Raw genomic sequence first — 21,223 nt, 5'->3', positions numbered from 1 at the left:
CGTGGAAGCAGGAAGAAAGCGTCAACCTGGAGCAAAAGTCCGCTTTTGTCCAGCGTTGTATAAGTCTTTCAGAGCGGTTCAAGAGGTTTCCGTCATCGAAGCCAGAGCAGCCTGCACATCGGCTAGCTCAACTTGATCGGTCAGCTCCGCTTGGCCAATCCGGCGCGGTAAGACAAAGCGGATCCGTCCTTGTTTAACTTTCTTGTCGGCCTGCATTGCCTGCAGCACTGCCTCCCAAGGGATCCCGGCAGGCCAGTGGCTGGGCAGCCCTGCCCTCTCGATCAGGTGCCGCTGCCGTTCGGCTTCGGTGGCACTCCACCAACCCAAGCGACGGGCAATCTCCCCGGCAGCTACCATGCCGATGGCAACAGCCTCCCCGTGTAGGTAGCGGCGGTAGCCGGTAACGGTTTCTAGGGCATGGCCGAGGGTGTGGCCGTAGTTGAGGATGGCCCGCAAGCCCCCTTCGCGTTCGTCCTGCTGCACCACCCAGGCTTTGCACTCGGCACAGCGCCGCAGCAGATAGTGCAAGTCTGAGGGGGCAAAATCGGTGTAGCGGCCTAGCCTGGGCTGCTCTTCCAAAAACTCAAACAGGTCGGCGGCCTGGATGACACCGTACTTGATCACTTCGGCCAGGGCAGAGGTAAACTCCCGCCGGGGCAGGGTCTGCAACACCGTTGGATCCATCCACACCAGGCGCGGCTGGTAGAAGGCCCCAATGAGATTTTTCCCACCAGGATGGTTGACGCCGGTCTTGCCGCCAATGGCCGCATCCACCATGGCCAAAAGCGAAGTGGGCACCTGCACCCAAGGGATCCCGCGCAGCCAAGTGGCGGCGGCAAACCCAACCATATCCCCGATGACCCCGCCTCCCAGGGCAATGAGAGTGGAAGAGCGCTCCAGGCCAAAGCTCAAGGCGGCGTCGTAGATCCTGGCCACCGAGCGCAGGGTTTTGTAGCGCTCGCCAGCAGGCAAAAGAAAAAGATGGGCAGCAAATCCTGCTTGTTGCAGGCCCTGCATCAACTTTTCGGCAAAGTGCTTGGCAATGCCCGGATGGCTCACCACCAGCGCCTTGCCGGCAAGTCCTCTGGCTCGCATCTGCGATCCCAAGTGGATGAGGTTGCGGCCCCTAGGGCCTTCTGGAGATTGGATGACGATGTCGTAGGAGCCGTGGGGAAGCTTGACAGGAATCAGACAGGGATCCATGGGCGGGGAATCCAGGGTGGCACACTCTGTTACTTCACCTTCTCCCACCTGCAGGTTAGGATGGGATCCGGCCTTAACTTGTAGTTGTGCCTCGAAGTCCTTATGATTGAGGTATAGCCTCAAAAAGTTCAAGAAGCGCTTTTGCCCCTACCGCAGGGAGGAGTTTCATGGCTGGCAACACCGGAGAACGACCTTTTGTTGACATTATTACCAGTGTCCGCTACTGGGTCATTCATGCGCTGACCATTCCCGCCTTGTTTTTGGCAGGCTGGCTTTTTGTGAGCACGGGCCTAGCCTATGATATTTTTGGCACGCCGCGCCCCAATGAGTACTTCACCGCAGAGCGTCAGGAATTGCCCATTGTAAGCGACCGCTTCAACGCTCTTGAGCAGCTGGAGAGGTTGACGCGCTAGAACGGGGTGAGGGCAGCAACTTCGCAACTGTTACAGTTTGTAAAAGAGGCAAGGTCTGAGCGATGGCAACTAAACCAGTTACTCAACCCAATGCTGACGAGCCTGTTTTTTACCCTGTTTTTACTGTCCGCTGGCTGGCAGTGCATACTTTGGCCATCCCAACTGTTTTCTTTCTGGGAGCCATTGCGGCAATGCAGTTTATTCAACGGTGAACCCCTATGGCTGATCAACCTGAAAAGAACCCTAATACCCAGCCGGTAGAGCTAAACCGCACCTCCCTATACCTGGGCTTGTTGTTGGTGTTTGTGCTTGGCCTGTTGTTTTCTAGCTACTTTCTCAACTGAAGCGAGGGTCATCCCTACTTCTAACAGTTGAGGAAGGACTCCAGGGATCAGTGCAAACCCGTTTTTGCTGGAAGCTAGGAGTGTAATCTCCTTTCGGTTCTTTTGGAGGTCAGTTGCTATGACCAGTCAAGCAAGGATCCCCCTGTGGATAGTGGCTGTGGTTGTTGGGCTGGGGGTGATTACGGTGGTTGGACTCTTCTTCTACGGCTCCTATACCGGTCTTGGATCGTCGGTGTAGTTTAGAGAAGTAGGGGAGGGCGAGGAGCAGTAATCCTCGCTCTGTTTCGTTCTACCTCGCGTGAAGGGGAGGAAGAGCTGTGCGGCGCAGCTCGCCGTCCTGTCTTATCCAGTGGGGTGGCACGGCGTCGTTAGACCAGAGCGCAAAGGTCAACCTTTGCGTACCTTTATTTTGGGGTGCCCCTTGGCTTGATTTATGGAGGGGAGGATCTCGCGGTAGGAGCCGTATTCTTTTGACCTAGCTGCACTTCAGCTAGGTTTTTTTACAGGATCCTAGAAACACCTGGGCAGCAGTGGTGCTGGGAAAAGCTATTTGCCTAGGAAAAAGTCAAGGACTGGGGAGGCGCAGGCAAAAACGGATCCCTTGACAAGGGTCTATATCTCTGTTAAGCGAGCATGAACTTTTTTAACGATCCGGACGGCGGCTGCTAGGAGGGGAGCTGAGGCCCCGTAGAATGAATCCCAAAATTCCAGGCAGGATCTTCGGACATGGATTACGTTCGCACCTTCAATGACGATCCCTGCGAGGGGCATCTTTCAACGCCCATTAGCGATTCTCCTGTCACCCGTCTGTTTATCAACAATCTTGCCATTAACCGCCGCGGCCTCTCTCCTCTGCTGCGGGGGCTGGAGATTGGCTTGGCCCACGGCTACTTCCTGGTGGGGCCGGAGATTCTTCTAGGCCCGCTGCGCGATTATCCTGGAGCAGCCAATTTGGGCGGACTGGTTACGGCAATGGCCATTGTGCTGTTGGGAACCGCCTGTATGTCGGCCTATGGCAGCGTTACCTTTGGAAACAAGCCAGAAACGCCAGGAGCTAATCCTTTGTCCACAGCCCGCGGCTGGGGGGATCTAACAGCGGGGTTCTTCCTAGGGGGTATGGGTGGTGCCTTTGCTGCCTACTTCCTTTTGGAGAACTTTGCCGGGATCGATGCCATCTTCCGAGGATTGGTGAATTAGTTGTCAAGCTTGTCAAGGTACTGGAGGGGAGCAAGACTATGACCGGTTCTTACGCTGCCGCTTATCTTCCTTGGATTTTCATCCCCATTGTTGGTTGGCTGCTGCCGGCAGTAGCCATGGCTGTGCTCTTTTTGTACGTTGAGCGCGACTAACTCTAGTCTCGGTGGGTGTTGGAAGAGGGATCCCTTATTCAGGGATCCCTCCCTTTTTGGCAGGAGGGTGGACTTTGGCAAAACGGCTGTTTCACCATGGAAAAGTTGCTGCTGGTAGAAGGCCAAAAGCTAAAACTGGGTTCTCAACACCATCGTCCTAACCAAGCCAAAAAGCAAGGTTACAATACCCGTTTTCTGGGCGGCTTTGGCGGCGCTGGCGTTCCCACCGCTGGCTCACCAGGAAACCCAGGCAAGTCCAGGCCAGGTAGAATCCTCTAACTTAAGGTGGCTACGGGCTGAGCTTCTACCAAAGGCTGCTGAGTCTGCAAGTCGATAATGGTGGCTAGCAGGCGTCGCGAGGCGTCGATGGCAAATTCTACCCGCAGGCGGTCTTCCCCGACTCGCCCAGGGGGCTGCAGGCGGGCCAGGCAAGCTGGCGCAGTACCAGGGGTCAGGGATCGGAAATCGGTTTGCCGGGTAAGTTGGCGGCTGCTCATGCGCCCCAGCTCGTCGTAAACCACCTCGGCTTGGGCCACTTGGGCCACTTCCCCCACATCGAGGCGAATTTCGGTCTGGCCGTCGTTGGCCACCTGCAAGATCAAGGGCTCGGAGCGCCGGCAGGGGTAGGGGCTGCCCCGCTCGAACAAAGGGTAGTAGATATAGCTTTTTTGCAAGGGATCCCAGAGACGGATGGCGTAGCTGTGGTGGAGGCGATCCTCCAGCTTCACCTGGCAGCCCACCTGCAGGGCGCCCAGGGCCACGGCATCGAAGGGGCGTTCGCAGCGGACTTTCTTTTTGCCGAAGTAGGAGCGGAGCAGCTCTTGGACTGCCGGCAGTTGGGAGCTCCCTCCCACCAGAAGCACTTGCTCAATTTGGCTTTTGGCCAACCCCCTTGCCTGGGCGGTGAGGAGGACATCGTCTAGGGACTGGCGGATTTGATCCAAGAGCTGGTGGGCTTCTAAAATCTCCTCCAGCGCCTGCCGATCCAAGCGCAGCTCATAGGCGATCAGGGCCTCGTCGTCAAACCAACTGCTCACGGCCTCGGGCTGAGTGGAAAGGGCAATCTTGAGCTGCTCTGCCTGCTCCAAAAGCGTAATCCAGCTCAGGGCCCCAAGCTGCTGTCGGCTTAGCCCCAGTTGCCCCAGCAGGTATTCGGCAATCCAGATGTCGATGTCCACCCCGCCTACGTAGGCATCGGCTTTGGCAATCACCTCCGCCTTGAGAACGGAGTTACCTGCCTGGGGGGCCAGGGTGCGCACTAGGCTGAGATCCAAGGTGCCGCCGCCGAAATCCACCACTAGCACCACGGATCCCGGCTGGCCGACCGCATAGCCCAGGGCAGCGGCAGTGGCCTCGTCCACAATTTGAATGGGATCCCAGCCACAGGCGCCGGCCACCCTCCGCAGCCAGTTCAAGTAGCGCTCAAAGGAGCCGACAGGGGCTGTAAACACCACCTGTTGCGGCTGCAGGCCCTCTTTCTGGACAGCTTCCATCACCGCCTGCAAAAAAGCCTGGGCTACCCTCTCAGCGTCGTAGCGCTCCCCATCCAGAACTCGCGGCGGAGGCACAAACTCTGCTACCAACTCCCGCTTGAAGCCCTGAAACAGCCGCTGCGGATCCACCGCTCCCCAACGACCGGCGCGCACGGTTTCCCCTACGAGGAGCTGGTTTTTGCCCTTCACATAGACCAAGCTGGGAATGGCCGAGTGGGCTTGCTCCTGCCGGGAAAGACCGGGAAAGCTGAGCAGGCGGGGCGCTGCTTGGACGGGATCCCAAACTGCCACCACCGTATTGCTGGTCCCAAAGTCAATGGCTAGCGTCGCTTTGGAGACAGGTGCCATCAGCTCAATCCTCCGGGCAGAGAGCGGCTGACTTTGGCAGGGCAGAGGATATAGTCTCCCCGGCGATAGCCAACAAAGCGGATGTAGACGGGATCCCCTGGCCGAATATCCGGCTGATCTGGCTGGTGCAGTTGCGGGTCGAAGGGGACAGATTCAAGAGGGCTGCCGATGGGCTCATACCCCCAGTGCTGCAGCAGGGCATCCAAGGAGCGAAAGAGAGCCGTTACGTTTTGGGCCGGCCAATCGGGCTTGCGGCGGGCGATTTCGCGAACGGTGGGGTAGCTAGTAAGCAGCGGCTGCAGCAGGGAGAAGAGGACTTCCGGTGGTTCGGTGAATCCCATTTTGTCATGTCCGTTTAGGCGCAGCAGGAATCCCAAATCCCACTGCAGGGCGGCAGCCAGCTTTTGTAGTTGCTCCAGACGCAGGGATCCCCACTTCCCCTGGCGCACTTGATTGAGGGCACGGCGGCTGATCCCTGCCCGTGCTTGCAAGGCCCGCCATGAGAAGAGGCCAACGGCCCGCATGCGTTCCTGCAGCCAATTGTCCAGCGGTCTCTCGGCCATTGAATTTTGCCAGGGATCCCTACGATCATGCCGCAACTTGGGTTTGGGCTCAGGGATCCACAAGGCTCAGGGAACGGCTTATAGCTTCCACATCCCGGTCGTAGCGCTCGCGCCGGTTGGCCGGGTACACGAATTCAAAGCCGGCTTGCAGGGAAGGTCGGACAAGCTTTTTGAGGTAAAAAATCCGCTGACCGTCTGGTTCGTAGCCAGAGATCACAAAGAAATCCCGACCGGCAACTTGGTAGGTAACCCGGCGTCGGATGATCGGCTGCGGCGCAGCTCTTCTTGCAAGGCGCTGGCAGGCGTTGCTTGAAAGACGTTGTAGCCGCCCCAAGCGCGCAGCTCAGCTCCCGATTCCCGATAAATACCTGGCCGTCGCTGTTGTCAGCTTCCCCTTGGGGGATAAAGTCTGCCGGGTAGTCGATGCGGTAGCCAAAGCGGGCATTGATGTAGGGTTGAAAACCTAACTGGGCCGAGATTCCATTTTCCAAGCTGAGCCCGGCAAGCAGACAGGCTAGGCACGCGGCAGATCTTCTTAACAAGGACTCCGTCCCGCTAACGCGATCGGTAGCCCTCTCCATACCCCTAAGTGTAGGCTGCTCTTGGAGAAGGCTGCGCCCAAAACCAAAATCCGAGGACTCCGGAAATCTTTTCCCTACAAAGAGGCCGGCCCATCTCCTTACCTGAGAGTTCTGTAGAATTGGGGAAGTTTATCTCCTATTGCCGGCTGCCAAACTCCTGCTAACCCTCTGCCATGACCCCGACTTCCCCAGCTACTGCTGCCCATCCTGCTGCTTTGGATCCCCTTGACCCGAGGGTGCGTCCGGATCCGCAGGGCCGGTTTGGGCCGTTTGGGGGCCGGTTTGTGCCGGAAACCCTGATGAGTGCCCTCACAGAGCTGGAGGAAGCCTTTGAGCGGCATTGGCAGGATCCCGACTTTCGCGCCGAGTTTCACAGCCTACTGCGGGACTTTGTCGGGCGGCCCAGTCCCCTTTACTTTGCCCAGCGGCTTACTGAACACTACGGCGGCCCCCAGATCTACCTGAAGCGGGAGGATCTCAACCACACCGGCGCCCACAAGATCAACAACGCCCTTGGCCAAGTGCTGCTGGCGGTGCGCATGGGCAAGCGAAGGATCATTGCCGAGACTGGCGCTGGCCAGCATGGGGTGGCCACGGCAACGGTGTGTGCTCGTTTTGGGCTGGAATGCGTCATCTACATGGGGGCAGTGGACATGGAGCGGCAGGCCCCCAATGTGCAGCGGATGCGCCTGCTGGGCGCTGAGGTAAGGGGGGTCGAATCAGGCACAGCCACCCTCAAAGACGCCCTCTCCGAGGCCATCCGCGACTGGGTAACCAACGTGGAGACCACCCACTACGTCATTGGCACGGTGGCTGGACCCCACCCCTACCCGAAGCTGGTGCGGACCTTTCACGATATCATCGGCCAGGAGACGCGACAGCAGTGTCAAGAGAAATGGGGAGGCCTGCCGGACGTGCTGCTGGCCTGTGTAGGCGGCGGCTCCAATGCCCTGGGGTTGTTCAACGAGTTTGTTCAGGATCCCCAGGTGCGGCTTATCGGCATCGAGGCTGCCGGGGAGGGCTTGCACACCTCCCGCCATGCCGCGACCCTCAGCCGCGGTCGCATTGGGGTCTTGCACGGGGCCATGAGCTACCTGCTGCAAGATGAAGAGGGCCAGGTGCAGGAGGCCCATTCCATCAGCGCTGGCTTGGATTACCCCGGTGTGGGGCCGGAGCACAGCTACTTAAAGGAGATTGGGCGGGCTGAGTACTACGCAGTTACCGACGACGAGGCGGTGGAGGCGCTGCTATTGCTGTCGCGCCTGGAGGGAATCATCCCCGCCCTAGAGACGGCCCACGCCCTGGCCTACCTGAAGACCCTAGCCCCTCAACTTGGCCCCCAGCAGCGGGTAGTGGTCAATTGCTCTGGGCGGGGCGACAAAGATTTGAACACCGTTTTCAAGTACTTGCAGCAGCGGGGGCGCAGCCTAGCCTAGGGTCTCGCCTAGAGGGACTCAAGGCGCCTACCGAAAATGGCAGCTTGCTGGGCTCCCTGCAGATCCCATGGAGGCGGAAGCTGTTGCATGAGTTCTGAGGCCCAAGTAGACCTGTGGCTAGCCGCCGTGCTGGGCAACACCCATGTGCGCTGGGGCTGGTTTGCCGGAGAGAACCTAATCAAGGTAGAGCAGTTTCCCACCCACCAGCCCTTGGCCTGGCCAGAAGAGACGGAGCTGTGGCTAGCTGCTGTCGGCTCTGCCCCTTTGCCGCCGAGATCTCCCTGGGTGCATTGCCTGGAGTTGTCGCAGGTGCCGCTGCGGGATCCCTACCCAAGCCTGGGGCTGGATCGGGCACTAGCTCTGTGGGCCGCTGGGATCCGCTACGGCTGGCCCTGTTTGGTCATCGACGCCGGCACTGCTTTAACCCTGACGGGAGCTGACCCTGAGGGATCCCTGGTGGGAGGGGCAATCCTGCCTGGCCTGGGGCTGCAGGCGCAAGCCCTAGCCGACCACACCGCCCGACTGCCCAAAGTGCAGTGGGATCCGGCAGATCCCTTGCCCCCCCGCTGGGCCAGGGACACCGTAGCCGCCATCCACAGCGGCATCCTTCATACGCTGCTAGCGGGATTGCGGGAGTTCCTTGCCGACTGGCGCCGCCGCTTTCCCCAAGGCCCGCTGCTGCTAACTGGCGGCGATGGCAAGCTGCTCTATCCCCACCTGCGCCCCCTCGACCCAGAGCTGCGCTGGGATCCTCACCTGGTGTTGTGGGGAATTGCCAGCTGCCGTCAGTTGCACCGCGCCGCCCAGCAGTTGCCTAGGGCAGAATAAAGCTATCAGCACAGGGGGATTTTCAACGGGATCCCATGGCCAACGGCAACACCTTCGGCGTCCTGTTTTCTGTCACCACCTACGGGGAGTCCCACGGTGGGGCGGTGGGGGTGGTGGTGGACGGCTGCCCACCGCGGCTGCCCCTGAGCGAGGCCGACATTCAGGCAGAGCTGGATCGGCGCCGTCCCGGCCAGAGCCAAATCACAACTCCCCGCCAGGAAGCCGATCGCTGCGAGATCCTCTCTGGCGTTTTTCAGGGCTTTACCCTGGGCACGCCCATCCACATCCTGGTGCGCAACCAGGACGCCCGCCCCCAGGACTACAGCGAAATGGCCACCACCTTTCGCCCTTCCCATGCCGATGCCACCTACCAGGCCAAGTACGGCATCCGCAACTGGCAGGGGGGAGGACGGGCCTCAGCGCGGGAGACCATTGGCCGGGTGGCTGCCGGAGCCATTGCCAAGAAGATCCTGCGCCTGGCGGCAGGGGTGGAGATCCTGGCCTACGTGCAACGGGTTAAAGACGTGGAGGCCCAGGTGGATCCCAGCTCAGTAACAGCCGAGCAGGTGGAAGCCAACATTGTCCGCTGCCCCGACCCAGAAGCAGCGGCGGCCATGATCCAGAAAATTGAAGCAGCAGCACGGGAAGGGGATTCCCTGGGGGGAGTGGTGGAGTGCGTGGCCCGCCATGTGCCCCGCGGCCTGGGCTGCCCGGTGTTTGACAAATTGGAAGCCGACCTGGCCAAGGCGGTGATGTCCCTGCCCGCCAGCAAGGGGTTTGAGATTGGGTCGGGATTTGCCGGCACCTACCTGACCGGCAAGCAGCACAACGACGAGTTTTACATGACTCCCAGCGGCTGGCGCACCCGCAGCAACCGCTCCGGCGGCATCCAAGGGGGCATCAGCAATGGCGAAGACATCGTCCTGCGGGTGGCCTTCAAGCCCACTGCCACCATTCGCCAGCCCCAAAACACGGTTACCCTCGACGGCCGGGAGACTGTCTTGGCGGCGCGGGGACGCCACGATCCCTGTGTCTTGCCGCGGGCAGTGCCGATGGTGGAGGCGATGGTAGCCATAGTTCTCTGCGACCATCTGCTGCGCCACCACGCCCAGTGTGGATCCCTGGTCTTGCCGGAGGTGCCCCTTCCTGTCACCGCCGCTTCCCAAGGCTAGGAGTTACCAGCCATGGCCAAGACCAAAACTGTCTGGGAGTGCAGCCAGTGCGGCGAGCGCTATCCTAGGTTTTTTGGCCGCTGCGACAACTGTGGCGCCTGGAACACGCTGACGGAGGTAGTCGTCACCCCCTCCCCCAAGTCTAGGCCACTGCAGCGTCTTGTTCCCCCGCCTAGCCGCACCAACGGGATCCCCCAGTTAGCTCTCCCCATCACCCAGGTGTGCTCGGATCGCCACCCTCGCCTTTCCTCCGGCTTTGGCGAGTTTGATCGGGTGCTGGGGGGTGGCATTGTGCCGGGATCCCTGGTGCTCATCGGCGGGGAGCCAGGCATTGGCAAGAGCACCCTCCTGCTGCAGACTGCCGCGCATCTAGCCAAGCACAAGCCCACCCTGTATGTGTCGGGGGAGGAGTCAGCCCAGCAGATTAAGCTGCGCGCCGAGCGGCTGGGGGTAGAAAGCGAGCAGCTCTACCTCTTGGCCGAGACCGAGCTGGAGGCCATTGTGGCCGAGATCCAGGCCCTACAGCCGCAGGTGGCGATCATCGACAGCATTCAGGCCATCTTCTGGGGGCAGCTCAGCTCAGCGCCGGGATCCGTTTCCCAGGTGCGGGAATGCGCCGGCCTATTGATGCGAGTGGCCAAGAAGCTGGGGGTGGCCCTGCTCATCGTTGGCCATGTAACCAAGGATGGATCCCTGGCCGGGCCCAAGGTGCTGGAGCACCTGGTGGATACAGTTTTGTACTTTGAGGGAGATCGCTTCCAGAGCCACCGCCTGCTGCGCGCCGTCAAAAATCGCTTTGGGGCAGCTCAGGAAATTGGCGTTTTTGAGATGACTGCCTCTGGCTTGGTGGAGGTGGACAATCCCTCGCAGCTTTTTTTAAGCAGTCGGGATCAGGTTACGCCGGGAACAGCTACTATCGTCGCCTGGGAGGGCACTCGCCCCTTGGTGGTAGAGGTGCAAGCCCTAGTCAGCCCCACCAGCTACAGCTCCCCCCGCCGCACTGCTACGGGCATCGAGCTCAACCGCTTCCTACAGATCTTGGCAGTGCTGGAAAAACGGGTAGGGATCCCGCTTTCCAAGTACGATGCCTACGTCGCCTCCGCCGGGGGCATCCAGGTGGCCGAGCCCGCTGCCGACTTGGGGGTGGCCGTGGCGGTGGCCGCTAGCTTCCGGGATCGCCAGGTGGATCCCTTCACGGTCTTGATTGGGGAGGTGGGGTTAGGGGGGCAGGTGCGCCCGGTGGCCCAGTTGGAGCAGCGCCTCAAGGAAGCGAGCAAGCTGGGCTTCCGCCACGCCATCATCCCCAACAGCCCCGTCTTGGCCGATGCGGGCCTGCGCCTGAGCCGAGTGCAGCGGCTGCTGGAGGCTCTGCTGGTAGCTCTGCCTAGCTCCGAGTCCGAAGCCCCACCTTGCCTTGTTGCTGAAGCCAGCTATGGGAGAACGTCCTAGAATGGAGGTTTACGAACGGCAACCGGATCCCTGGGCAGGTGGGCACACGATTAGCGTTGGCGAGGGATCGAGCTATAGCGCTGGTAGCCCTGTTTCTCTTCGTGGTGTACCTCATCGTCTCCAGCGTGAACGCCTAGGCAGAGCGATAGCTGCTCTTCCTAGGAAATCTGACCAAGAGGCTCCGAGTTAGCAGCCTGTAGGTGACTGCCCTATCGCTGTAGGGGGCAAAGCCGCCCTGGGGCAGGTGGCCAGGGGGCAGGGCTTTGGATCCAGTTTTTTGGTAGAATTCGGTAGCCCCTTGCGGCTGACGGGATCTAGAGAGCGGCGATCCGCAAGGTCGGCTGACTAAAAGGGTTGCAGGGTGAGGTCAACTCGTGCGAATTGCGGTTGATGCCATGGGGGGCGACTACGCTCCCGCGGAGATTGTCAAGGGCGCCCTACTGGCCCAACAGCAGCTGCAGGTGGAGATTGCGCTGGTAGGTCGGCTAGAGGCCCTCGAGCCTTTTTTACCCCGGCCCCTGCCACCTAAGGTTACCCTTGTGCCTGCCGAGGAAGAGGTGGGCATGGCCGAAGAGCCTCTGGCGGTGCGCAGAAAGCCGAAAGCCTCCATCAATGTTTGCATGCAGCAGGTGCGCGCTGGGCAGGCGGATGCAGTGGTGGCCGCCGGCAACACGGGTGCGGCAATGGCGGCCGCTTATCTCCACTTGGGTCGCCTGGCAGGGATTGACCGCCCAGCCATCGCCGCCCTTTTGCCTACCCTCAAAGGAAAGCCGGTGCTGTTGCTGGATGTGGGTGCCAACGTGGATTGCCGGCCCCGCTTTTTGGAACAGTTTGCCCGCATGGGATCCCTCTACTGCCAGTGCGTCCTGGGGATTGAGAAGCCGCGGGTAGGCCTGCTCAACATCGGCGAGGAACCCAACAAGGGCAACGATCTAGCCCTAGCCACCCACCAGCGCCTGGCCCAGTTGCCAGGGATCCACTTTGCCGGCAATGCCGAGGGGCGAGACGTGTTGACCGGGGACTTTGACGTGGTGGTTTGCGACGGCTTTGTCGGCAACGCCCTGCTCAAGTTTGCTGAGAGCGTCGGCCAGGTGATCACTCAGGTGCTGCGGGAAGAGCTGCCCCGGGGCTGGCGCGGCAAGCTGGGTTGCTGGCTGCTCCAGCCTAACCTCCAGCAGGTAAAGCGGCGCATGGACTACGTGGAGTATGGGGGCGCCTTGCTGCTGGGGGTTAACGGCATCTGCGTCATTACCCACGGCAGCTCCAAGGCGCCAATGGTGTACCACGCCATTCGTCTAGCCAAAGAGGCGGCAGAGCAGAAAGTCTTGCAGCGACTGCAGGCGGAAATGGTTGACCCTCGCGAACCTGAAGCCAGCACCGAGCAGCGCCCTGGGAACACCTCCGGTCCCTTGCCGTTGGGATCCCTAGAGCGAGGGGAAGGGTAGGGCCCATGCCCAACAACCGCCTCCCCAGCGTACACCTTGTGGGGGTAGGGGCTGCTCTTCCGGATCCCTGCCTGAGCAACGATGACCTGAGCCGGATTGTTGCCACTTCTGATGAGTGGATTTGGCCTCGCACCGGCATTCGCCAGCGGCGCATTCTGCCCCCGGAGCTGAGTGTAGTGGATCTGGCGGCCCAGGCGGCAAGAGCTGCTCTGGATCAAGCTGGGATCCTGCCACAGGAGCTCGACTTACTCCTGCTAGCCACTTCCACCGCTGTCGATCGCTTTGGCTCGGCCCCGCGGGTGCAGGCAGCCCTGGGGGCAAGTCGGGCAGTGGCCTTTGACCTAACGGCAGCTTGTACGGGGTTTGTGTTTGCGGTGGCCACGGCGGCCCAGTTTCTGCAAACTGGGCTGTACCGGCGGGCGCTGGTGGTGGCAGCCGATGTGCTCTCTCGCGCCGTCGACTGGACAGACCGCGCCACCTGCGTTTTGTTTGGGGATGGAGCAGGGGCAGTGGTGCTGGAAGCGGGAGAGGTGGGAGCCGATGGGATCCTCAGCATTGAGCTGCGCAGCGATGGCAAGGGCAGCGAGCTACTTAGCTTGGCCATGGCCACTGAAGCTAAGCCCCTGGTGGGATCCCTGCGGGTGGGGCAGTACCGCTGTTGCCCCATCGTCATGAACGGCCGCGAGGTCTATAAGTTTGCCGTCCAGGCGGTGCCGGAGATTATCGAGAAAGCCCTCCTTCAGGCTGGGATTCCAGCCGAGGCAGTCCAGGGCTACTTCATCCACCAGGCCAACCAGCGCATCCTCGATGCCGTGGCCAAGCGCTTGCAGCTGCAGACCCAGCAGGTGGCCAGCGTCCTGGAGCGCTACGGCAACACCTCAGGCGCCTCGATCCCCATTGCTCTAGCCGAATGGATTGGTCAAGGGCGGTTTGGCCATGGAGATCTGGGGGTGATGGCGGGCTTTGGCGCCGGCCTCACCTGGGGAGCCATTGTCTTTCGCTGGGGCCGATGAGCTCGGGAGGGGTGGTGATGACCATTGCCTGGATCTATCCTGGTCAGGGATCCCAAGTGGTGGGCATGGGAAGGGATCTCCAAGACTGGCCAGGAGCTGCCCAGAAGTTGGCTTTGGCGCGGGAGGTGCTGGGGTGGGATCCCTTGGCCCTTTCCGAAGAGCAGATCCACCAGACCCGCTATACGCAGCCGGCCTTGTTTACCGTGTCGGCCCTCTTGAGTGACTACCTCTATGCCCAGGGCCAGACGCCTGGCTGCACTGCTGGCCACAGCCTGGGGGAGTACAGTGCCCTCTATGCCGCTGGAGTGTTTGATTTTGAAACCGGCCTGCGGCTGGTGAGCCTACGAGGCCAACTGATGGAGCGGGCAGGGGATCCCCCTGGCAGCATGGCAGCGGTGATTGGGTTTGATCGCACCAAGCTGGAGCACCTCTGCCAGATGACCCCCAACGTTACCATTGCCAACGACAACAGCCCAGAGCAGGTGGTAATCAGCGGCTCGGTGGAGGGGGTGCAGGCTGTCTGTGAGCAGTTGCAGGCCAAGCGCACCGTTCCCCTCAAAGTCAGCGGCGCCTTCCACTCCCCTTTTATGCAGGCAGCAGCAGAAGAGTTTGCCCACCGGTTGCGGGAAGTTGAGTTTCAGACACCCCGGGTGCCGGTCTATAGCAATTGCACCGCCACGGCCAGCCGCGATCCCCAAGCCCTCAAACAGGCGCTGCTGGCCCAGATGACAGCCCCTGTGCGGTGGCGAGAAACGGTGCTGCAGATGGCTGCCGACGGCGTTCAAGAGGTGTGGGAGATTGGCCCTGGCAACGTGCTGACGGGCTTGGTGAGGCGGACAGCGCCCAGCTTGCGACGGCGCAACATCAGCAGCCTCAGCGACTACCCAGCGGGCAGCTAGAGCCCAAAGCGTTGGGATAGAGGCGGCTACTTCTGTGCTATGTGTAGTCGAGGGGGACTTGGGGGCAACCATGGCAGGCAACTCCATTCGCTTTGGCACCGACGGCTGGCGAGCAGTCATTGCCGAGGGCTTTACGTTTCAGAACTTGGCCCTTGCCGCCCAAGCCAGCGCCCAGGTGTTGGCCCGCACCTATCCTGGGGAAGGGATCCTCATTGGCTACGACAACCGTTTTCTCTCTGAACGCTTTGCGGCCCACGCAGCTGAGGTGGTGGCTCGACTGGGGATCCCCGTCTACCTCTCCGCCTGTGCGGCCCCAACGCCGGCCTTTAGTTGGGGAGCCAAAGAGCAGGGCTGCCATGGCGCCCTGGTAATTACCGCCAGCCACAACCCGCCCCACTATTCCGGCCTTAAGGTCAAAGGTGGCTTTGGCGGCTCTGTGCCCCCAGAGGTCACCGCTGCCATTGAGCAGGAGCTGGGCAGCCTGCAGCCCCTGGGATCCACCCGCGCCCCTATTCACACCTGGGATCCCTGGCCCGGCTACCTGGCTCAGCTTAGTCGCTTTGTGGATCTAGAAAAGCTTAGAAGCTCCCCAGCCAAGATCTGGGCGGATGTCATGTTTGGTTCCGGCGCCGGTGGCCTCAAGCGGCTGTTGGGGGAGAAGGTGATTGAATTGCAGGCGCGGCGGGATCCCTTGTTTGGCGGAGTCTCACCGGAGCCGCTGCCGCAAAACCTGCAGGCTTCTGCCCAGCTCATTGCCGCCGATCCTGCCCCCTTGAAAATCGGCTTGGTCTTCGATGGCGACGCCGACCGCATTGCTGCCCTCGACGGACAAGGCCATTTTCTCAGCCCCCAGGTACTCATCCCCATCCTCATCGACCACTTGGCGGGGCGGCGCGGGCTGCGGGGGGAAGTCGTCAAAACCCTCAGTGGCTCGGAGCTGTTTGTCAAGGTGGCCGGGCGCTATGGCCTGCCGGTTACGGAAACACCCGTGGGCTTCAAGTACATCGCCGAGCGCATGCTGAGCACCCAGGTGTTGTTGGGGGGAGAGGAATCGGGTGGCATTGGCTACCTGGGCCACATCCCCGAGCGGGATGCCCTGCTTTCGGCGCTGTACTTGATCGAAGCCGTTACCGAAACCGGGCAAGACCTGAGCGCCCTCTACAGAGCTTTGCAGGAACGAGAGGGGTTTAGCTCGGTTTACCAGCGCCGCGACCTGCCCCTAGGGGATCAAAGTCAACAAACCCAGCTATTCCAACGGCTGCAGAGGGATCCCCCCTCTGAGATTTTGGGACAGAAGGTGATCAAGCATTTCGACAAAGACGGCCACAAGTTTACGCTTGCCGACGGCAGTTGGGTGATGATCCGCGGCAGCGGCACTGAGCCTCTGCTGCGGCTGTATGCGGAAGCCAGAACTGCAGAAGCAGTGAACCATCTTTTGGATTGGGCGGCTGGGCTGCTCAGCAAAAAGGTGGGAGAAAACTGAGGCCTCCCACCATCTCTACTTCTGCGCAATAGTGGCTCAGAGTTCGCGCCACTGTTTTAAGAATTTAAGAAGTTGCTTCTGTTGTCTTGGCTTTGGCTCGGTCAAAAGTGCCTGGCGGCTCGTAGACAAATTCAAACAGGTTGCCATCGGGATCCTTGCCATAGAAGGAGGCGGTGCCATCTCGGTGGGTGTGGATCTCGCCCACCGGGATCCCCTGGGATTGCAGGCGCCGATGGTGCTCCTCCAGCTCTTCCCTAGTGCTGAAGACAAAGCCAAAGTGGGGCCCTGCCGCCCGGTAGCCTGGCCCCAACAGCGCCAGCCCGTCGTCCCCAGCTTTCATATAGGCCCAGTCGGGATCCTTCCAGACATTGACCATCCCCAACTTTTCGTAGAACTCTACCGCTTTGGAGACGTCTCGGACACGGATGGCAACATGTCCCAGTTGCCTAAGTGCCATATCCTCCTCCCTGCTCAATCCCTATAGCCCAGCATAGCCTGCGCAGGGGATCCCCTTCTCCCCAGGAACGGGGAACTTTGTGTGATACAGAGCTAACCTTGCAGACAACCGGCGCTTATCCCATTGGCTGCTTGGCCAAGAAGCGCTCTAGTTCGTCTAAGGCCTCTGCATCCATTTTGGTTTGCATGGGGCAGAACTTAGGCCCGCACATCGAGCAAAACTCTGCCGTTTTGTAGATATCTGCCGGCAAGGTCTCGTCGTGGTATTCGCGAGCTCGCTCTGGATCTAGGGACAACTCAAATTGTCGATTCCAATCAAAGTTATAGCGGGCTCTAGCCATCTCATCGTCGCGATCCCTGGCCCCAGGCCGATGGCGGGCAATATCCGCAGCATGAGCAGCAATTTTGTAGGCAATGAGGCCATTGCGCACGTCCTCTGCATTGGGTAAACCCAAGTGTTCTTTGGGGGTGACGTAGCAAAGCATTGCCGCCCCATACCAACCGGCCAAGGCCGCCCCAATAGCAGAGCTGATGTGGTCGTAGCCGGCAGCAATATCAGTAACCAAAGGTCCCAAGACGTAGAAGGGAGCCTCGTCGCATTCCTCCATTTGCTTGCGCACGTTAAACTCAATTTGATCCATCGGCACGTGCCCTGGCCCTTCCACCATCACCTGCACATCGTGCTCCCAGGCCATGCGGGTCAACTGGCCCAGGGTTTTTAGCTCGGCCATCTGGGCCTCGTCAGAGGCATCGTGCAAGCATCCTGGTCGCAAGGCATCGCCCAGGCTAAAGGAAACGTCGTATTTCTTGAAGATCTCGATGATGTCGCGGAAGCGGGTATAAAGCGGATTTTGCTTGTGGTGGACCAACATCCAACGGGCTAGGATCCCGCCGCCGCGAGAAACAATGCCCGTTAGCCGGTTGCGCACCAGCGGCAAATGTTGAATGAGGATCCCAGCATGGATGGTCATGTAGTCCACCCCTTGCTGAGCCTGCTTTTCGATAATGTGCAAAATATCCTCTTCTGAAAGCTTTTCGACATTGCCATGGACGCTTTCTAGAGCTTGGTAGATAGGTACCGTGCCGACAGGAATTGGCGAGGCTTGGATAATGGCCGTGCGAATTTCATCCAAATTGCCGCCGCCGGTAGACAGATCCATAACCGTGTCGGCGCCGTATTTGATGGCCAACTTTAGCTTTTCCAGTTCCTCAGCCAAGCTGGAAGAGGTGGGGGAAGCGCCGATGTTGACGTTGACTTTGCAGCGGGAAGCAATCCCAATGCCCATCGGCTCGAGGTTGGTGTGGTTGATGTTGGCGGGGATGATCATGCGACCCCGAGCTACTTCCGAGCGGATGAGTTCCGGGGGCAGCTGCTCCCGGCGAGCCACATACTCCATCTCTTCGGTAATGATGCCCTGGCGGGCATAGTGCATCTGAGTAACGTTTGCTTGCCCACGACGGCGGGCCACCCATTCGCTGCGCATGGCCTAACTCCGGTGCTTGCTTGCCTACGCTGGTACGAATCAGATCAGGTTCTGAGGAGGGGAGCCCCCAGATACCTCTAGCGTGCTGTGATCCTATCACTGAATTTTGGGACTTTCCGAAATCTAACAAAGGCTCAGAGGGAACGTTGAGGCCAACGGGCTATTGCGCAGAGGAACTCTCACTTGGCTCCGGCAGGTAGAGTCGGTCTTCTGAGGCATCGTATTCAAAGAGCTCTGCATAGCGGCCCCAGTCAATGGCAGTGGCAAACTGCCGCTCGGCCTCTTCATGCGGGAAATGCTCGTCCCAGAGATCCAAGAAGAAGTCCGCCCGCATGGAGCGGCTGTTTTTTTCTTCCAGAGTCTGCAGGATGCTGCGGAACACGGGCACCCGTGCCAGTAGCTGTTGCCGGAAGAGATCCTTGCTGCGCAGGATGGTGGTGTTGGCAAAGTCTTGGCCAATCTCGGTGAGTTGGACCACCCTGCCGGTTACCTCGGCAAAGCCCAACAGCACTGCTGCATCCAGAATCGGCAGCAGGTCGTCTACTGCCAGTTGCAGCCGTTCAGCCAGCTCGGCAATTTCCACTCTTGCCTGCGGCCATTCCACAATGAGCTCCAGCAGACCGCTGATGCCGCCCACCCGCGCGTGGGGTAGAGGCAAGGCGTAGGGGGAGGGGGCCCTGGGGACAGCCACCTCACTGGTTACCGGGATCTCCGGATTGGTCATGATCTCGTAGATGTAGTCCACCAGGGACTTAAATCGGGGATCCGTACGTTCATGGGGTCGCGGCAGGTCGATTTTCACCTCTCCCCGGATCCGCCCTGGTTTGGAGCCCAGGATCACTACCCGATCCGCCAAAAACACCGCCTCTTCGATGTTGTGGGTCACGATGAGAATGCTCTGGGAAGGGAAGGCGTGGGTGTTCCACAGCTCGTCGATCTCCCCCCGCAGGTTCTCCGCTGTCAGCACGTCCAGGGCGCTGAAGGGCTCGTCCATGAAAAGCACCTTCGGCTCCAAGACAAAGGCGCGGGCAAAGCCCACTCGCTGCTTCATGCCCCCCGAGAGTTCCTTGGGGTAGGCATTCTCAAATCCATCCAGCCCCACCAGGTCGATGGCCTTGAGAGCCTTTTGCCGCCGGATCTCGCGCGGGATCCCTTGCGCTTTTAGCCCCAGCTCCACATTTTCTTGTACTGTCAGCCACGGCAGAAGGGCAAAGCTTTGAAACACCATGGCCACGTCGGGGTTGGGGCCGCGCAGGGGTCGGCCATTGCTCCACACCTGCCCTTGGCTAGGGGGGATCAAGCCGGCCATGATGCGCAGCAGGGTACTCTTGCCGCTGCCGCTGCGCCCCAGCAGAGCCAAGACTTCCCCTGCCCGCACCTCCAAATCAATCTGGCTTAAGACTGTAAACTCTCCCTTGCCCTCGGGCAAAGGAAAGCGCTTGTAGACGTTCTCAACCTTAATCAAAACAGGGGAAGTTGCCGAGCTCATAGATTGATAAAGAGATTGATAAAGACTAAAGGTGATATTTTTCCTCTGCCAATTGATACAACCGCCGCCAGAAGAGGCGATTGATGCCTACCACAAACAGACTCATCATGCCAATGCCCAAGGTAATCCGGGGCCAATCTCCCCCTGCGGTTGCTTCGGCAATGTAGGTGCCTAGGCCCGTAGCTTTTAGAGTTGTCGCTCCCCAGGTTACAATCTCGGAGACAATGCTGGCATTCCAAGCACCGCCGCTAGCTGTTATTCCTCCAGTGACCCAGGCGGAGAAGATCCCTGGGATGATCAGCTTTTGCCAGAGCTTCCATCCCTGCAGACCCAAATTCATAGCCATTTCTCGCAAATCGGTGGGGATGCTCTGGGCGCCGGCAATGGAGTTGAAGAGAATGTACCACTGCGCTCCCAGAGACATCAGCAAAATGCTGCCCCACTCAATGCTGATCTGGGCGCGGATGAAAAGCAACGTGGCAAAGGGAAAAAGAAAATTGGCCGGAAAGGCCGCTAGAAACTGCACCACCGGCTGCAGCAGCTTCGCTAGGCGTGGATTAAAGCCAATGGCCACCCCAATTGGCGTCCAGACCACAGTGGCTAAAACCAAGAGCACGCTAACCCGCAGCAGCGTGAGGATCCCCAGGCCAAAGACTAGCATCACCTCCCCAAAGCCGACGGTGGTGGATACGAAATAGACAATCCAAACCCCAAGGCCGCCAATAGCCAACCAGGAGAGCCGGGTCAATAGCCGCTCACGGCGCCGCTCAGCCTCGGGGCTGAGGGGATCTCCCCAGCGGGGGCGGGTCAGGTAGGCCAACAGCCGATCCACCCCCTCTGCCAAAGGGGAAAACCCCCTGCCAATTAGCCGCGGGATCCGGGCGGTGGTGAGCAGATCATACAGCCAGGACTCCGGCACAGCCGCCCCGGCGCTCTGTTCCAGGCGAAACTTGTCTGACCAAGCAACCAGAGGCCGCCAGAAGAGCTGATCCACCAGCAGGATCACCACTGCCATGGTTAGGATCGCCCACCCCAGTTTGGGCAAGTCCTCGGCTTGAATGGCGGCTTCCACGTAGGATCCCAGGCCCGGCAGCGTATACTCCTGGTTGAGCACGCTAATGGCCTCGCTGGCGGCCACAAAGAACCACCCCCCGCCAAAGCTCATCATGGCGTTCCAGATGAGACCGACCATTGCCGCCGGCACTTCCAACTGGGTAAAGCGCTGCCAGCCTGAGAGGCGATACAAGGTAGCAGCTTCCACGAGCTCTTGCGGCAAAGTGCGCAGGGACTGGTAGAAGGAAAAGGTCATGTTCCAGACCTGGCTGGTGAAGATGGCAAAGATAGAAGCCGCCTCCAGTCCCAGCAAGCTGCCAGGAAAAAGGGCAATGAAGCCAGTGACAGTAATGGAGAGAAACCCCAACACCGGCACTGATTGCAGGATGTCTAGCAAGGGGATCAAAATTCGCTCTGCCCAGCGACTTTTCGCAGCTACGTACCCGTAGATCAGGGTGAAAAGAGTGGAGAAGGCGAGGGCAATGAACATGCGCAAGGTGGAGCGGGCGGCATAGTAGGGCAGCTTGCGCGGATCCAAGTCGATTCGGGGCACCACAGCTGGCGGCTGAAACTGCTCAAAAGCCCCTGCCCCCACCTGGGCCACTACCGCCAGGAGAACCAACGTGCCGAGAATGATGGCTCCATCGGCAGCCCCTGCTGGCAGCCGTCGAAGCACCTCCGGCGAAGGAAAAGTCCGCATCTCCCTCGAGGCAGCCTACGCC

At 60.1% G+C, this 21,223-nt stretch carries 22 protein-coding genes; 14 read left to right on the top strand and 8 right to left on the bottom strand.

The features are described from left to right. Nucleotides 1–78: 78 nt before the first annotated feature. Complete coding sequence (gene aroB, locus NW806_RS08925) at nucleotides 79–1,203, bottom strand: 3-dehydroquinate synthase (protein WP_414410833.1); 1,125 nt, start codon at nucleotides 1,201–1,203, stop codon at nucleotides 79–81. Nucleotides 1,204–1,370: 167 nt separating this feature from the next. Here aroB and psbE point away from each other — a divergent pair, with 167 nt between their 5' ends. The 6 genes from psbE to NW806_RS08895 all read left to right on the top strand — a co-directional run bounded on the left by psbE (nucleotide 1,371) and on the right by NW806_RS08895 (nucleotide 3,309). Further along, complete coding sequence (gene psbE / locus NW806_RS08920; protein ID WP_414360519.1) at nucleotides 1,371–1,616, top strand: cytochrome b559 subunit alpha; 246 nt, start codon at nucleotides 1,371–1,373, stop codon at nucleotides 1,614–1,616. Nucleotides 1,617–1,678: 62 nt separating this feature from the next. Then, nucleotides 1,679–1,828: a cytochrome b559 subunit beta gene (gene psbF / locus NW806_RS08915; protein WP_414406122.1), complete on the top strand. Its 150-nt coding sequence runs from the start codon at nucleotides 1,679–1,681 to the stop codon at nucleotides 1,826–1,828. Between the two features lie 6 nt (nucleotides 1,829–1,834). Then, nucleotides 1,835–1,960 (top strand): photosystem II reaction center protein L, encoded by a 126-nt coding sequence (locus NW806_RS08910; protein WP_414395556.1) that lies wholly within the window; start codon nucleotides 1,835–1,837, stop codon nucleotides 1,958–1,960. Nucleotides 1,961–2,078: 118 nt separating this feature from the next. Further along, a complete protein-coding gene (locus NW806_RS08905) occupies nucleotides 2,079–2,198 on the top strand; it encodes a photosystem II reaction center protein J (protein WP_414410832.1) in 120 nt (39 codons plus the stop codon). 488 nt (nucleotides 2,199–2,686) lie between these two features. Beyond that, nucleotides 2,687–3,157, top strand: coding sequence for a photosystem I reaction center protein subunit XI (locus NW806_RS08900; protein ID WP_414395552.1), 471 nt, complete (start codon nucleotides 2,687–2,689; stop codon nucleotides 3,155–3,157). Between the two features lie 38 nt (nucleotides 3,158–3,195). Beyond that, nucleotides 3,196–3,309, top strand: coding sequence for a photosystem I reaction center subunit VIII (locus tag NW806_RS08895; RefSeq protein WP_414395550.1), 114 nt, complete (start codon nucleotides 3,196–3,198; stop codon nucleotides 3,307–3,309). Nucleotides 3,310–3,584: 275 nt separating this feature from the next. Here NW806_RS08895 and NW806_RS08890 read toward each other — a convergent pair whose 3' ends face one another. The 3 genes from NW806_RS08890 to NW806_RS08880 are packed head-to-tail and all read right to left on the bottom strand — an operon-like array spanning nucleotide 3,585 to nucleotide 6,047. Beyond that, nucleotides 3,585–5,150: an Hsp70 family protein gene (locus NW806_RS08890; protein WP_414410831.1), complete on the bottom strand. Its 1,566-nt coding sequence runs from the start codon at nucleotides 5,148–5,150 to the stop codon at nucleotides 3,585–3,587. Further along, on the bottom strand, nucleotides 5,150–5,713 hold the full coding sequence (locus tag NW806_RS08885) for a helix-turn-helix domain-containing protein (protein WP_414410830.1): 564 nt from the start codon (nucleotides 5,711–5,713) through the stop codon (nucleotides 5,150–5,152). Before NW806_RS08885 ends, NW806_RS08890 begins: the two co-directional genes overlap by 1 nt. Before the next feature lie 49 nt (nucleotides 5,714–5,762). Then, nucleotides 5,763–6,047 (bottom strand): hypothetical protein, encoded by a 285-nt coding sequence (locus NW806_RS08880; protein ID WP_414395544.1) that lies wholly within the window; start codon nucleotides 6,045–6,047, stop codon nucleotides 5,763–5,765. A 420-nt stretch (nucleotides 6,048–6,467) separates the two neighbouring features. Here NW806_RS08880 and trpB point away from each other — a divergent pair, with 420 nt between their 5' ends. The 8 genes from trpB to NW806_RS08840 all read left to right on the top strand — a co-directional run bounded on the left by trpB (nucleotide 6,468) and on the right by NW806_RS08840 (nucleotide 16,019). Beyond that, a complete protein-coding gene (trpB, locus tag NW806_RS08875) occupies nucleotides 6,468–7,730 on the top strand; it encodes a tryptophan synthase subunit beta (RefSeq protein WP_414410829.1) in 1,263 nt (420 codons plus the stop codon). Nucleotides 7,731–7,817: 87 nt separating this feature from the next. Then, on the top strand, nucleotides 7,818–8,558 hold the full coding sequence (locus NW806_RS08870) for a pantothenate kinase (RefSeq protein WP_414410828.1): 741 nt from the start codon (nucleotides 7,818–7,820) through the stop codon (nucleotides 8,556–8,558). Nucleotides 8,559–8,593: 35 nt separating this feature from the next. After that, nucleotides 8,594–9,730: a chorismate synthase gene (gene aroC / locus NW806_RS08865; protein WP_414410827.1), complete on the top strand. Its 1,137-nt coding sequence runs from the start codon at nucleotides 8,594–8,596 to the stop codon at nucleotides 9,728–9,730. A gap of 12 nt (nucleotides 9,731–9,742) precedes the next feature. Further along, nucleotides 9,743–11,179: a DNA repair protein RadA gene (gene radA / locus NW806_RS08860; protein WP_414410826.1), complete on the top strand. Its 1,437-nt coding sequence runs from the start codon at nucleotides 9,743–9,745 to the stop codon at nucleotides 11,177–11,179. A 374-nt stretch (nucleotides 11,180–11,553) separates the two neighbouring features. Next, nucleotides 11,554–12,624: a phosphate acyltransferase PlsX gene (gene plsX / locus NW806_RS08855; RefSeq protein ID WP_414410825.1), complete on the top strand. Its 1,071-nt coding sequence runs from the start codon at nucleotides 11,554–11,556 to the stop codon at nucleotides 12,622–12,624. 5 nt (nucleotides 12,625–12,629) lie between these two features. Beyond that, on the top strand, nucleotides 12,630–13,637 hold the full coding sequence (locus NW806_RS08850) for a beta-ketoacyl-ACP synthase III (protein WP_414410824.1): 1,008 nt from the start codon (nucleotides 12,630–12,632) through the stop codon (nucleotides 13,635–13,637). Between the two features lie 17 nt (nucleotides 13,638–13,654). Further along, nucleotides 13,655–14,536 carry an ACP S-malonyltransferase gene (gene fabD, locus NW806_RS08845; RefSeq protein ID WP_414406145.1) on the top strand — a complete coding sequence of 294 codons (882 nt, stop codon included), beginning with the start codon at nucleotides 13,655–13,657 and terminating at the stop codon, nucleotides 14,534–14,536. Nucleotides 14,537–14,606: 70 nt separating this feature from the next. Next, nucleotides 14,607–16,019 (top strand): phosphoglucomutase/phosphomannomutase family protein, encoded by a 1,413-nt coding sequence (locus NW806_RS08840; RefSeq protein WP_414410823.1) that lies wholly within the window; start codon nucleotides 14,607–14,609, stop codon nucleotides 16,017–16,019. Between the two features lie 64 nt (nucleotides 16,020–16,083). Here NW806_RS08840 and NW806_RS08835 read toward each other — a convergent pair whose 3' ends face one another. From NW806_RS08835 to NW806_RS08820, 4 genes are all read right to left on the bottom strand, one after another. After that, nucleotides 16,084–16,476: a VOC family protein gene (locus NW806_RS08835; protein ID WP_414410822.1), complete on the bottom strand. Its 393-nt coding sequence runs from the start codon at nucleotides 16,474–16,476 to the stop codon at nucleotides 16,084–16,086. 115 nt (nucleotides 16,477–16,591) lie between these two features. Then, on the bottom strand, nucleotides 16,592–17,959 hold the full coding sequence (gene thiC / locus NW806_RS08830) for a phosphomethylpyrimidine synthase (RefSeq protein ID WP_414410821.1): 1,368 nt from the start codon (nucleotides 17,957–17,959) through the stop codon (nucleotides 16,592–16,594). 160 nt (nucleotides 17,960–18,119) lie between these two features. Further along, on the bottom strand, nucleotides 18,120–19,448 hold the full coding sequence (locus NW806_RS08825) for a nitrate/sulfonate/bicarbonate ABC transporter ATP-binding protein (RefSeq protein WP_414395524.1): 1,329 nt from the start codon (nucleotides 19,446–19,448) through the stop codon (nucleotides 18,120–18,122). A 25-nt stretch (nucleotides 19,449–19,473) separates the two neighbouring features. Continuing rightward, a complete protein-coding gene (locus NW806_RS08820; RefSeq protein ID WP_414410820.1) occupies nucleotides 19,474–21,201 on the bottom strand; it encodes an ABC transporter permease in 1,728 nt (575 codons plus the stop codon). Nucleotides 21,202–21,223: the final 22 nt, after the last annotated feature.

The organism is Synechococcus sp. W65.1, from assembly GCF_047461615.1.
Classification (GTDB): domain Bacteria; phylum Cyanobacteriota; class Cyanobacteriia; order Thermostichales; family Thermostichaceae; genus Thermostichus.
This window is presented reverse-complemented; position numbering and strand designations above follow the sequence as displayed.

What these genes read in the sequence shown, in the direction of transcription:
- aroB (WP_414410833.1), bottom strand. Translation starts at nt 1,203, where the DNA reads ATGGATCCCTGTCTGATTCCTGTCAAGCTTCCCCACGGCTCCTACGAC.
- psbE (WP_414360519.1), top strand. Translation starts at nt 1,371, where the DNA reads ATGGCTGGCAACACCGGAGAACGACCTTTTGTTGACATTATTACCAGT.
- psbF (WP_414406122.1), top strand. Translation starts at nt 1,679, where the DNA reads ATGGCAACTAAACCAGTTACTCAACCCAATGCTGACGAGCCTGTTTTT.
- NW806_RS08910 (WP_414395556.1), top strand. Translation starts at nt 1,835, where the DNA reads ATGGCTGATCAACCTGAAAAGAACCCTAATACCCAGCCGGTAGAGCTA.
- NW806_RS08905 (WP_414410832.1), top strand. Translation starts at nt 2,079, where the DNA reads ATGACCAGTCAAGCAAGGATCCCCCTGTGGATAGTGGCTGTGGTTGTT.
- NW806_RS08900 (WP_414395552.1), top strand. Translation starts at nt 2,687, where the DNA reads ATGGATTACGTTCGCACCTTCAATGACGATCCCTGCGAGGGGCATCTT.
- NW806_RS08895 (WP_414395550.1), top strand. Translation starts at nt 3,196, where the DNA reads ATGACCGGTTCTTACGCTGCCGCTTATCTTCCTTGGATTTTCATCCCC.
- NW806_RS08890 (WP_414410831.1), bottom strand. Translation starts at nt 5,150, where the DNA reads ATGGCACCTGTCTCCAAAGCGACGCTAGCCATTGACTTTGGGACCAGC.
- NW806_RS08885 (WP_414410830.1), bottom strand. Translation starts at nt 5,713, where the DNA reads ATGGCCGAGAGACCGCTGGACAATTGGCTGCAGGAACGCATGCGGGCC.
- trpB (WP_414410829.1), top strand. Translation starts at nt 6,468, where the DNA reads ATGACCCCGACTTCCCCAGCTACTGCTGCCCATCCTGCTGCTTTGGAT.
- NW806_RS08870 (WP_414410828.1), top strand. Translation starts at nt 7,818, where the DNA reads ATGAGTTCTGAGGCCCAAGTAGACCTGTGGCTAGCCGCCGTGCTGGGC.
- aroC (WP_414410827.1), top strand. Translation starts at nt 8,594, where the DNA reads ATGGCCAACGGCAACACCTTCGGCGTCCTGTTTTCTGTCACCACCTAC.
- radA (WP_414410826.1), top strand. Translation starts at nt 9,743, where the DNA reads ATGGCCAAGACCAAAACTGTCTGGGAGTGCAGCCAGTGCGGCGAGCGC.
- NW806_RS08850 (WP_414410824.1), top strand. Translation starts at nt 12,630, where the DNA reads ATGCCCAACAACCGCCTCCCCAGCGTACACCTTGTGGGGGTAGGGGCT.
- fabD (WP_414406145.1), top strand. Translation starts at nt 13,655, where the DNA reads ATGACCATTGCCTGGATCTATCCTGGTCAGGGATCCCAAGTGGTGGGC.
- NW806_RS08840 (WP_414410823.1), top strand. Translation starts at nt 14,607, where the DNA reads ATGGCAGGCAACTCCATTCGCTTTGGCACCGACGGCTGGCGAGCAGTC.
- NW806_RS08835 (WP_414410822.1), bottom strand. Translation starts at nt 16,476, where the DNA reads ATGGCACTTAGGCAACTGGGACATGTTGCCATCCGTGTCCGAGACGTC.
- thiC (WP_414410821.1), bottom strand. Translation starts at nt 17,959, where the DNA reads ATGCGCAGCGAATGGGTGGCCCGCCGTCGTGGGCAAGCAAACGTTACT.
- NW806_RS08825 (WP_414395524.1), bottom strand. Translation starts at nt 19,448, where the DNA reads ATGAGCTCGGCAACTTCCCCTGTTTTGATTAAGGTTGAGAACGTCTAC.
- NW806_RS08820 (WP_414410820.1), bottom strand. Translation starts at nt 21,201, where the DNA reads ATGCGGACTTTTCCTTCGCCGGAGGTGCTTCGACGGCTGCCAGCAGGG.